Raw genomic sequence first — 10,147 nt, 5'->3', positions numbered from 1 at the left:
TCGTCACCCCGTGGTCGCGGTTGCGGGCGACCCGGACGACGTCGTCGCGGAACTCGCGGGGATAGGGCCTTGCCATGTGGGACATCCTTCCAGCCTGCCCGCGCCGGGCAAGCCAACTCAGATGTCACCTATTCGTGCAGCAGACCCGAATGGTGCAGGCAATGCTCTACCGCGCCTCCCTTCTCGCTCCTGACATGATCCCGCTGAACTACCTCGTCGCCTCGATGCCCGAAAGCCTCGTGATGCGCCTCGAGCAACTGCCAGAGCCAGCCTTTGCCGACGCGGCTGTGTGCCGGCGCTACATCAGCATCATGCGAACCCAGTCGATCGCACACCGCGTATTGATCCTCGACGCAGATGGCGAGCAGAACGAGGCGAGCGACACGTTCAACATCCACCCCCTCGTTCATGAGATCCTTCGGCGTCTGTTTGTCCGGGAGATACCGCCAATTCGTTTGGTCGAGCAGTTGACGATGATGCTGTACTTCCTCAACGGTTGGCTCATCCACGCGCGAAAGCACAACCAGTATTTCGTTGTCGACCAGCTTGCTGCACACGCTCTCTCGTTACTAGGTTTCATAGACAGCCTCGGGGAGCTGCTGACTCCGAGCGAAGCGGCGACCAAGATGTTCCGTTTCCTCAAGCTTGGATTGAAGCTTGAAGTGTCGACTTGCCGGATGAGTCGCGGGGATGTGAATGCATCTGTCAATCTTGCGCGAGAAGCGTTGCTCGAGGCATGGTCGTATCCGCCTGACCCGCTTCGTGAGGCGCTGGCTCTCCATGCAGCTTCTTCGATTGTGGTCGATCTGAGTGATGCGGATATGGACGCGGCGGCCATGCGGTTTTGGGCATTGTGCGCCCTAAGAGCCGTGATCGCGTGCGAGTCTCTGGGTACTAACGGGGTGCCTATGGCGTTCGAAAAGGCGTACCTTGTGCGATCGGCGCTGAAGATTCGTGCCTCGTATCGCGACGATGCTCTGATTGCCAGGGTGATTCACGAACTCGACGAGATGATCACCCGAGATCCCAGTGACGAAGTTCGGCCGAACGTGGTCATGGATGAACTCGTCGAACGGATCGAAGCAGGAGACGTCAGCGACGCGTTGGACGGGATGCTGGAAACCCTACGAGCCTCCGCCAACGACTACGACAGGCACACCTTCGACTGTGTCGAGGTCGACCTTGCCCTGAAGAGGCTTCGGTTCGATGAAGCGTTTGCAGGTGTGGAGGAATTGCTCGTTCGACCCCTTCATGAAACGCATGGAGCGAGACCACTAAGCAGAGGCTTGGTCAACATCCACCGAACGCTCGAGAAGATGATGGCGGCTGGTATCGGTCCAGTTGAGGAAATGCGGCTGAAATCCTCCCAAGTACGTACACGCGCCGAAGAACTGTACGAGCAGATCATCAGCCAAGACGGGCCTCCGCCTTAGGTTCACTCCTTCCGCGAAATCATTGCCGGCCCAGCATCGAGACACCCGTTCTATCGGCCATGGTCAGCCCCAAAAATGACAAAAATCTGGGACGAATCGCCCAGGAAAATTCCTGAGACACCGCACATCGCGGCACGTCAGGGCCCCGCCGTCACGTGACGCAATTAAAGCAGGCTCTGTGCCGCTGGCTGTCCGCCGATTTCGGAGTCGGTCTCAGTGTTATGGAAGGGGCCGAGGATGTGACACGACTCTGAGACAAAATTCGATGACATCGCGTGAGAAAAATCAAAGTTGCCCCAGGTCACCCGCTCGACCATATGACAGTGGATCTGAGAATCTACATCAATGGTGGATCTCAAAACCAATGTCATATTCTCGCGATGAGCGTCATATCGATGTCATATATGACACGAATCTGAGACGAGCTGTCTTCAGGAGCTGACAACAGTGAAATGCCTTAATGGATAGGGTGTGATGCCCTTACCCGTAGGGCTGCGATCGGTGCGTGGACCAAGCTGATGGAGGCAATGCGGACCCCGTAACGGGGGAGCCGGCGGCGCGGGACTTTCGGCGCAGCGGCGTCGTGACGTTAGCACCCGTATCGCCCGTTTTCGGGCGCGTCGCGGACTCTAGAACGAACGGTCGGCCACCCGCCATTCGGGCGAGATTGCACCGATTCGATCGCGCGTAACGCAGGATTCGTGCTGCAGTCACGTTCGTCGCGAGCGTGCCGATCTTGCCTACGCTGATGTTGTCGATCCCGCTCACGGTGGGGCGGGCCGTGCGAACCTCTTGATCAGTGCAGCGGTCGGTGCGGCCAGCACGACTGCTGAAACGATCCTTCATCGGGGCGACGGCGGTCCTGGGGCTCGGCGCGTGGCGCCGCGTGCACTCGGTGCCGGGTCGTCGTCGCCGGACTCGTAGCCGCGTATTACCCAGTACACCGTCTGGTCCAGGATGGGGATGATGTCGGTGACTGCGATCTCGCCGGCCGAGTGCCTGCTGAGCAGGCCGTAGATGACGGTGGTGATGATGGCGTCGAGGCTCGCGACGAACTCGTCGTCGACATCGGCCAACAGTTCCAGTCCGGCCGGCGCCACCAGCGCGAGGCCGAAGCGGAACAAACGCTGGCCCCGGGCCGACGACCGCGCCCGGAAGTAGGCAGTCAGCATCCTGGGGTGGCGCTCCCATGGCTCGAAAATGGGCCGCAACAGTTGCATCAGCGATTCGTGCAGCGACGCGTCGGGTTTCGTGGGATGACTACCCAGGTCGGCATATCGGTTGTGCTGCATCCAGTGCTGCAGGGCGGCGAAGATCAATTCGTCGCGGGTGCCGAATCGCTTGTAGATGGTGGCCAACGACACCTGCGCCCGGCGGGCCACAGCGCGTAGCTGCACCGCGTCGTACCCGTCCTGCTCAAGCATCTCCGCGACGACGTCGAGTAATCGGTCGCCGCTGTCGACCGGCGGGACAGGTTCCGTCATAACCCTTGCCTTCCTTGGAGTAACCACGTTACCGTACTCGGAGTAACACGGTTACTCGGACGGACGCGAAGCGAGGAGCAATGGGTTCACTGGATGGCAGGGTCGCCTTCATCACCGGCGTGGCGCGTGGCCAGGGCCGCAGTCACGCAGTCCGTCTCGCCTCCGAGGGGGCCGACATCATTGGCGTGGACATCTGCGCCGACATCGACGCCAACGGATATCCGATGGCGTCCCGGCAGGAGCTGGACGACACCGTCGCTCTGGTGGAGGCAGCCGGGGGCAAGATGCTCGGATCGGTGGCCGACGTCCGCGATTTCGTCGCACTGAAATCTGCTGTCGACGCCGGAGTCGAGCATTTCGGTCGACTCGATATTGTGCTGGCCAACGCCGGTATCGCACCGACCGCCTTCCGCGAGGTGAGCATCGAAGAAGACCTCGAGATGTGGACGGCGGTCATCGATGTCAACCTGGTCGGCTCGTTCCACACGGCGAAGGCGGCGATCCCGCATCTGATCGCCGGAGGTCGCGGTGGCGCCATCGTGTTCACCAGCTCGACCGCGGGACTGAAGGGTTTCGGGGGCTCACAGGGTGGCGGTCTGGGTTATGCGGCCTCCAAGCACGGCATCGTCGGCTTGATGCGAACGCTCGCCAATGCGCTTGCACCGCAGAGTATCCGGGTCAACACCGTGCATCCCACCGCGGTCAACACGATGATGGCGACCAACCCGGCCATGACGGCGTTCCTGGAGGCCTACCCCGACGGCGGGCCACACCTGCAGAACCCGATGCCGGTCTCGCTGCTCGAACCCGAGGACATCAGCGCCGCGGTCTCATATCTGGTGTCCGATCAGGCCAAGTACGTCACCGGGGTCACGTTCCCGGTCGATGCCGGATTCTGCAACAAGCTATGAGCGGGCGCGTCGAGGGCAAACGCGTACTGATAACCGGCGCCGGCCGGGGTATGGGCCGCAGTCACGCCGTCCGATTGGCGCAGGAGGGTGCCGACGTCATTCTGGTCGACATCTGCGAGTCCCTGCCCGAGATCGAGTACCCGCTTGCCACCGCGGACGAGCTGAAGGAGACGGCCGCGCTGGTCGAGAAGGCTGGTCGCCGGGCGGTCACCCACGTCGTGGACGTACGTGATGAGCGGGCACTGACCGCGGCTGTCGACGACGGTGTCGGCCAGCTCGGTGGTCTCGACGCGGCTGTCGCGAACGCCGGCGTACTGACCGGCGGAACCTGGGACACCACCACCTCGCAGCAGTGGCGCACGGTCGTCGACGTGAACCTCATCGGGACGTGGAACACCTGCCGGGCGGCGATTCCGCACCTCGTGGACCGCGGTGGCAGCCTGGTCAACATCAGTTCGGCGGCCGGTATCAAGGGCTCACCACTGCACACCCCGTATACGGCATCCAAGGCGGGTGTCGTGGGCTTGAGTAGGGCGCTGGCCAATGAGCTTGCCGCAATGAGCATCCGGGTCAACACGGTGCATCCGACGGGGGTGCCGACCGGTATGCAACCGGCCTCGCTACACCGACTGCTCCACGACACTCGCAGCGACCTGGGCCCCGTCTTCCAGAACGCGCTTCCGATCGTGATGGCCGAGGCCGTCGACATCAGCAATGCCGTCCTGTTCCTGATCTCCGACGAAGCCCGCTATGTCACCGGCCTCGAATTCAAGGTCGACGCGGGCGTCACCATCCGATGATCCCTTCGACGAAGGACATGACGTGACCGTATTGGCTTCTGATCGGCTCGAGCGCGGCAGACGGGCATACGCCGACATCATGACGGTGCCGGCTCCGGCCGACTCGACTCCGGCCACGCAGCATCTGCTCGATTTCGTCTTCGCCGAGGTCTGGCAGCGGCCCGGTCTGACCCGTCGGGAGCGCAGGTTCGTCACCCTGCCGTGTGTTGCGGCGGCGGACTCCGAGGGGCCGATGCGTGACCATGTGTATGCCGCGCTCAACAGCGGAGACCTCAGCATCGTCGAGATGCAGGAAACAGTCCTTCATTTCGCGGTGTATGCCGGTTGGCCGAAGGCCTCGCGGTTCAACATGGTGGTCGACGAGCAGTGGGAGCGCATCCACCGTGAGAAGGATCTTCCGGTGCCGCCGCCGGTGCCGCTGCTGCCGCTGAGCACGCCCAGTGATCCCGAGGCGCGGCTCGCTGTCGGCGAGCAGTCGTTCCGGGACATCAACTGCCTGCCGTACGCCCCGCAGCGGGACAACCCGTTCCAAGGAGCCGGCATCCTCAACTTCGTCTTCGGCGAGATGTGGTTGCGGCCGGGGCTCGGCATGAAGGAACGACGCTTGATCACGGTGGCCTGTGTCGCCTTCCAGGACTCTCCGTATCCAATTCTCAGCCATGTCTATGCCGCGCTGAAGAGCCGCGACATCTCCTTTGCCGAAATGGACGAGCTGGCATTGCATTTCGCGGCGCACTACGGGTGGCCGAAGGGGTCGCACCTCAACCAGGTGATCGCCGAGCAGAAGGAGCGGGTGACCGAAGAATGGGCGCAGGACGGAGCGTCGAACCGGTGACGACGGCCGATGTCGGTCTCGATCCCATTGGCCTGCTCATCGGTACCGACCGGCCCGCCGTCACGTCAGCGGGTCTGCATCGACACGTCTTTCCGGGCACCGGTGAGTCGAACGCCACGGTTGCCCTGGCCGGTGCCACCGAGGTGGACCTGTCGGTGTCGGTGGCGGTGGAGGCGCAGCGGGAATGGTTCGGGCTGACGGTCGATCAACGTCGCGACAAGCTCATCGACCTGGCCGACGTGGTGCGGGTGCATCTGGGTGAACTGGCCGAACTCAACACCCGCGACTACGGCGTGCCGATCTCGTATGCCGGCAATGCCGTCATGCTCGACCAGTTCCTCCGGCATTTCGCCGGGTATGTCGACAAGCCGCACGGGTCGAGTACTCCGGTCAGTGGCAGTACCGATCTCAATTTCATCGAGCGGGAACCCTACGGGGTGGTCGGGGTCATCGCCCCGTGGAACGGATCGCTCGTCGTGGCCGCGGCATGCATCGCACCTGCCTTGGCCGCCGGAAACGCTGTGCTGTTCAAACCCTCCGAGCTCGCGCCGTTGGCTGCGCTGCGGTTCGGTGAGCTCTGTCTGGAAGCGGGGCTGCCTCCGGGTCTGGTCAACATCCTGCCGGCCACCGCCGACGGCGGGGATGCCCTGGTGCGGCATCCGGGCATCGGCAAGATCCACTTCACCGGCGGCGGAGACACCGCGCGTCACATCCTGCGGGCCGCGGCGGACAACCTGACTCCGGTGGTCACCGAACTGGGTGGCAAATCGGCCAACATCATCTTCGACGATGCCGACCTCGACACCGCCGCTGCCCGGTCGGCCCATCAGGGTCCGCTGATGCAGGCCGGCCAGAGTTGCGCCTGCGCCAGCCGGATCCTTGTGCACGATGCCGTGTACGACGCCTTCGTCGAGCGGTTCCTGGCCGTGATCTCGTCGGCGCGGGTGGGCGACCCGCTGGACCCGACCACCGGTTTCGGCCCGGTGATCTCCGAGGCTGCCCTGGTGCGGATCCTCGGCGTCATCGGCGATGCCGTCGACCGGCGAAGTGGCCGTCTGCTCACCGGTGGCGGACGAATCACAGAAGGAGCACTGGCACAGGGCTATTTCGTCGAGCCGACGGTGCTCGGCGATGTGGACAACCGGTCCGCACTCGCGCAGAACGAGACCTTCGGGCCGGTGGTATCGCTGATCCGCTTCACCGATGATCATGAGGCGGTGCGCATCGCCAACGACACACCGTATGGGCTGAATGCCTTCATCCACACCAGGGATCTCGTGCGCGCGCATTCGGTTGCGCGGCAGCTGCAGTCCGGATCGGTGTGGGTCAATCAGGGCAGCCGGATCTCACCGCAGGGCCCGTACGGCGGTTACAAGCAGAGCGGATCTGGGCGCACCGGGGGCCTGGAGGGCCTCCGGGAGTTTCAACAGGTCAAGAACATTCGTATCGGGATGAGCTGAGGGCAGGCCGCTACTTGAGCATGCTTCCTGCGTCGACGGTGACGGGAAGTCCTGTGACATAGCGTGATTCGTCGGAGGCGAGGAACAGCACGGCGTTGCTGATGTCGACGGGTTCGACCCAGCCGATCGGCAGCACGTGCATCATCTGTGCGACCACCTTCATATCCTCGGGGCCCGGGTTCTCCAGGTCGGGCCGGAACAGGTGCATGGTGCCCTCGTTCATGAACATGGGGGTGTTGACGTTGGTCGGGCACACCGCGTTGACCCGGATGAAGTGCTGGCCGAGTTCGACCGCGAAGGTTCGCATCAATCCGATCACACCGTGCTTGGCCGCGATGTAGTGTCCGGTGTTCGGATAGGCCTTGAGCCCGCCGACCGAGCTGGTCAATACGATGGATCCGCCCTGCCCACCAGAAATGAGATGGGGGACAGCTGCTTTGACTGTCTTCCAGACGCCGGACAGGTTGATGCCGATCATGTCGTCCCAGTCGTGCTGGGCCGTCTTGTCCAATGTCTGCCCGCCGTTGCCGATGCCGGCATTGGCAACGATGATGTCCAACCGACCCAGCTGCTCGACTCCGCTGTCCACCGCCGCCGTCAGCGCGTCGAAGTCGCGGACGTCGACCTCGGCGGTGACGATCCGCCGGTTGAGTCCCTTGACCAGATCCGCCGTCTCCGCCAGGTCATCCGGGGAGGATGGCGCGATCTGGGCGTCCGGTGTGATCGGTCCGCAGATGTCGACCGCGATGATGTCGGCGCCTTCCTCGGCCAGTCGCACCGCGTGACTGCGGCCCTGTCCGCGCGCCGCGCCGGTGACGAAGGCGACCTTGCCTGCTACCCGTCCTGTCACGATCCACCTCATTCTGATTGCCCGCCAAAGTACTGATCGATCGATCAGGAAGCTAGGCCCGAAACGACCCGGGTGTCAACCCTTGGGCTATTTCGCGAGCGTGTCCAGCTGAGCCTCGATGAGGCGGCGCAGCTCGTCGTGGCCGAGCGTCACCCCGACGGCCTCCTCGTTGCAGAGGCTGCGGGCTATCTGGGCTATCAGCATGGACACCGCAACCGGCGGGTACTTCTCCATGTCGACGTTGCGGGCGCGCAGCGCCACGGCGACCGCCGCGGTCTCGATATCGCGGACGCGCTCGGCGTAGGCGCGGAGCTCGGTGCGGATGACCTTGCGGTGGTTGGCCAGCGCCATGAACTCGGTGCTCAGGATGCTCAAGCTGTTATCGCTGTTCACTGCCCATAAAGCACGCAGCGGATCGTCGTCGGTGAGGGCGGCGCGCATGCTGGCCAGCGAGGCATCGGCGCCACTGCGCAGCACCTCCACGAACAGGTCGTCCATGGTGGGGAAGTAGTAGTAGACCAGCGCCTGTTTGACGCCGGCCTCGGCGGCCACCCGCCGGGATGTGGCCGCGGCGTACCCGTCCTCGCGCATCAGTTTGGCGGTGGCCGCGATCAACCGTTCCCGCGCGCCGGGGTCTGCTGAGCGCGGCCTGGTGGACGCGGCCACTCAACGACCTCCGAGCCGCTGGCCGGTTGACCGCCGCGGACGGCCCGTGATAAGCATGCGGCATTCTAACAGTCTGGTCGATCGATCAGTTCTGTGCCAGAATCGGCCCGGATGGAGGTGCGGGATGTCCCTGCGACGGATGGTCGCCGTCGACCCGAAGCTGTGCGAAGGGCACGCGTTGTGTCTCGATACGGCGCCCGAGGTCTTCGATGTCGGCGACGACGACGTCGCGTCATGCACCAGGCAACCGAGCCCAGACCTGTGGCCCGCCGTCCGTGCGGCCATCGACGCATGCCCGCGCGGGGCGATCAGCGTCCGCGAAGAGGAACTCGAAAGGACTCAGCCATGACCGATCTCGCCGAAGCGGACTTCTTTTCCGACCAGGTCATCAGCCAGTCACCCTACGAGTACTGGGATCGGATGCGCGAGTTGGGACCGGTGACCAGGGAGCCGCACTACGGCGTGGTGGCCGTCACCGGCTATCAGGAGGTCATGGCCGCGTTCAAGGACCACGATTCGTTCTCCGCGGTGAATGCGATCGGTGGGCCGTTCCCGCCTCTGCCGTTCACCCCGGAAGGTGACGACATCAGTGCCCAGATCGAGGAGCATCGGCACCTCTTCCCCATCCACGAGCACATGGTGGTGATGGACCCGCCCGCGCACGAGAAGGCGCGTTCCCTGTTGAGCAAGCTGCTCACGCCCCGCCGCCTCAAAGAGAACGAAGACTACATGTGGCGCCTGGTGGACAGCCAGATCGACCAGTTCATCGACAGCGGGCGCTGTGAATTCCTGTCCGAGTACGCCAAGCCATTTGCGACGTCGGCGATCATCGACCTGCTCGGTGTACCGGAGGGCGACCGGCCCGAGTTCCTGGCCGCGCTGGGCGCCGAACGACCCGACGGCAACAGGGTGGGCGCGCTCGACGGGGAACCGGTTGGGCTCGATCCGCTGCAGTACCTCGACGACAAGTTTCTCGGATACCTCGCCGAACGCCGTCGCTCCCCGCGCGAGGATGTGCTCAGCGGGATGGCCGCCGCGCTGTATCCGGACGGATCGACACCCGAACTGATCGAACTGGTCAAGCCGGCGACCTTCCTGTTCGCCGCAGGGCAGGAGACCGTCACCAAGCTGTTGACCGCCGCCGTGCAGACACTCGGAGACCGGCCGGAGTTCCAACAGGCACTGCGCGAGGATCCGAGCCGCATCCCGACGTTCATCGAGGAAGCGGTGCGGGTGCACTCGCCCACCAAGGTCGACTTCCGACTCGTTCGCAAGAGCACGACGCTGGGTGGGGTGGCGCTGCCGGCGGGCACCATCGTGATGCTGTGTCTGGGTGCGGCCAACCGGGATCCGCGTAAATTCGAGGATCCGCACGAGTTCCGGCCGGACCGCAAGAATGTCCGTGAGCACATCGCCTTCGGGCGCGGAATCCACACCTGCGCGGGTGCGCCACTGGCCCGGGTCGAAGGGCAGATCACCGTCCGCAGGCTGCTGGACCGGATGTCCGACATCAGAATCGACGAGAGTAAGCACGGCGCGTCAGGCGCGCGGAACTATGTCTACGAGCCGACCTTCCTGCTGCGCGGTCTCACCGAGTTGCACATCGAGTTCACCCCGGCCACCGGTTGATCGCACGCATCGCCCCACCCGGACTACTCACCTACGCCGGGCTCGGTATGTCGGCGGCGCATGCCCCTGGAAGCCCATC

At 64.0% G+C, this 10,147-nt stretch carries 10 protein-coding genes; 7 read left to right on the top strand and 3 right to left on the bottom strand.

What is annotated here, in order from left to right:
- The first annotated feature begins 149 nt into the window (after positions 1–149).
- Entirely contained in the window at positions 150–1,433 is a 1,284-nt protein-coding gene (locus tag ACWDUN_RS29460; protein WP_449934380.1) for a hypothetical protein, read from the top strand.
- Positions 1,434–2,275: 842 nt separating this feature from the next.
- Here ACWDUN_RS29460 and ACWDUN_RS29455 read toward each other — a convergent pair.
- Positions 2,276–2,917 (bottom strand): TetR family transcriptional regulator, encoded by a 642-nt coding sequence (locus tag ACWDUN_RS29455; RefSeq protein ID WP_449934378.1) that lies wholly within the window; start codon positions 2,915–2,917, stop codon positions 2,276–2,278.
- Positions 2,918–2,997: 80 nt separating this feature from the next.
- Between ACWDUN_RS29455 and ACWDUN_RS29450 the strand changes: the two genes are divergently transcribed.
- From ACWDUN_RS29450 to ACWDUN_RS29435, 4 genes are all read left to right on the top strand, one after another.
- A complete protein-coding gene (locus tag ACWDUN_RS29450; RefSeq protein ID WP_449934377.1) occupies positions 2,998–3,828 on the top strand; it encodes a mycofactocin-coupled SDR family oxidoreductase in 831 nt (276 codons plus the stop codon).
- Positions 3,825–4,628: a mycofactocin-coupled SDR family oxidoreductase gene (locus tag ACWDUN_RS29445; RefSeq protein ID WP_449934375.1), complete on the top strand. Its 804-nt coding sequence runs from the start codon at positions 3,825–3,827 to the stop codon at positions 4,626–4,628. The genes ACWDUN_RS29450 and ACWDUN_RS29445 overlap by 4 nt, the downstream gene beginning before the upstream one ends.
- A gap of 79 nt (positions 4,629–4,707) precedes the next feature.
- The gene (locus tag ACWDUN_RS29440; protein WP_234807569.1) at positions 4,708–5,463 is read left to right on the top strand and encodes a carboxymuconolactone decarboxylase family protein; all 756 of its coding nucleotides are present in this window, start codon (positions 4,708–4,710) and stop codon (positions 5,461–5,463) included.
- Entirely contained in the window at positions 5,433–6,923 is a 1,491-nt protein-coding gene (locus ACWDUN_RS29435) for an aldehyde dehydrogenase family protein (protein WP_449934373.1), read from the top strand. Before ACWDUN_RS29440 ends, ACWDUN_RS29435 begins: the two co-directional genes overlap by 31 nt.
- Positions 6,924–6,933: 10 nt before the next feature.
- On the opposite strand, the gene ACWDUN_RS29430 is transcribed toward ACWDUN_RS29435, so the two are convergent.
- The gene (locus tag ACWDUN_RS29430) at positions 6,934–7,773 is read right to left on the bottom strand and encodes a mycofactocin-coupled SDR family oxidoreductase (protein WP_449934371.1); all 840 of its coding nucleotides are present in this window, start codon (positions 7,771–7,773) and stop codon (positions 6,934–6,936) included.
- An 87-nt stretch (positions 7,774–7,860) separates the two neighbouring features.
- Complete coding sequence (locus ACWDUN_RS29425) at positions 7,861–8,439, bottom strand: TetR/AcrR family transcriptional regulator (RefSeq protein WP_449934369.1); 579 nt, start codon at positions 8,437–8,439, stop codon at positions 7,861–7,863.
- 124 nt (positions 8,440–8,563) lie between these two features.
- Here ACWDUN_RS29425 and ACWDUN_RS29420 point away from each other — a divergent pair, with 124 nt between their 5' ends.
- A complete protein-coding gene (locus ACWDUN_RS29420) occupies positions 8,564–8,788 on the top strand; it encodes a ferredoxin (protein ID WP_449934367.1) in 225 nt (74 codons plus the stop codon).
- Positions 8,785–10,068 carry a cytochrome P450 gene (locus ACWDUN_RS29415; protein WP_449934365.1) on the top strand — a complete coding sequence of 428 codons (1,284 nt, stop codon included), beginning with the start codon at positions 8,785–8,787 and terminating at the stop codon, positions 10,066–10,068. Before ACWDUN_RS29420 ends, ACWDUN_RS29415 begins: the two co-directional genes overlap by 4 nt.
- The last annotated feature ends 79 nt before the right edge of the window (positions 10,069–10,147 follow it).

The sequence above is a fragment of the Mycobacterium sp. NPDC003323 genome, from assembly GCF_053589535.1.
Note: the sequence above shows the minus strand (reverse complement) of the source record. Positions and strands in the feature narration are given on the sequence as shown.